Source organism: Arthrobacter sp. TB 26 (genome assembly GCF_000427315.1).
GTDB lineage: Bacteria > Actinomycetota > Actinomycetes > Actinomycetales > Micrococcaceae > Arthrobacter.
On sequence record NZ_AUPJ01000437.1, the window covers coordinates 1 to 522 of the forward strand.

Annotated in this window: 1 protein-coding gene; it reads left to right on the forward strand. The window is 72.2% G+C overall.

The window, feature by feature from the left end; translation table 11 throughout:
• The coding region (locus K789_RS0116700) for a gamma-glutamyltransferase (RefSeq protein WP_029705183.1) at positions 1-522 on the forward strand (522 nt) is incomplete at both ends.

Here is a 522-nt window from a genome sequence, read left to right on the forward strand (position 1 = left end):
GGCGGGAAGGCTTCGTGGCCAAGGCCATGGTGGACTCGGTCCAGGTGCCGCACCGGCATTCCTCCGGCACGGACCACCGGGGTGTCCTCGCTCTGGAGGATCTCGCCGGGTTCGAAGCCGGCTACGAGCCGGCCGCCACCGTGGAGTTCCGCGGGCACACGATCGCCAAGACCGGGCCGTGGGGGCAAGGCCCGGCGCTGCTTCAGACGCTTGCCATTCTCGAAGGATTCGATGACCGGCACCTCGACCCGTCCACCGAGCTCGGGGCGCACACCATCCTGGAAGCCCAGAAGCTGGCGCTCGCGGACCGGGAAGCGTATTACGGGGACACGGATGTGCCGCTGGAGTTTCTCCTGTCGGCCGAGTACTGCGCCGGCCGCCGCGCGCTGATCGGGGAACGCGCCTCGCACGAGTTTCGGCCCGGGGCGGTGCCCGGCCGGGAGCCGTATCAGCCGCCGCTGCGGACGCACTACACGCCGCCGGCGCTCGTGGGGGCGGACTCCGCGGGGCTCGGGGCGGGGG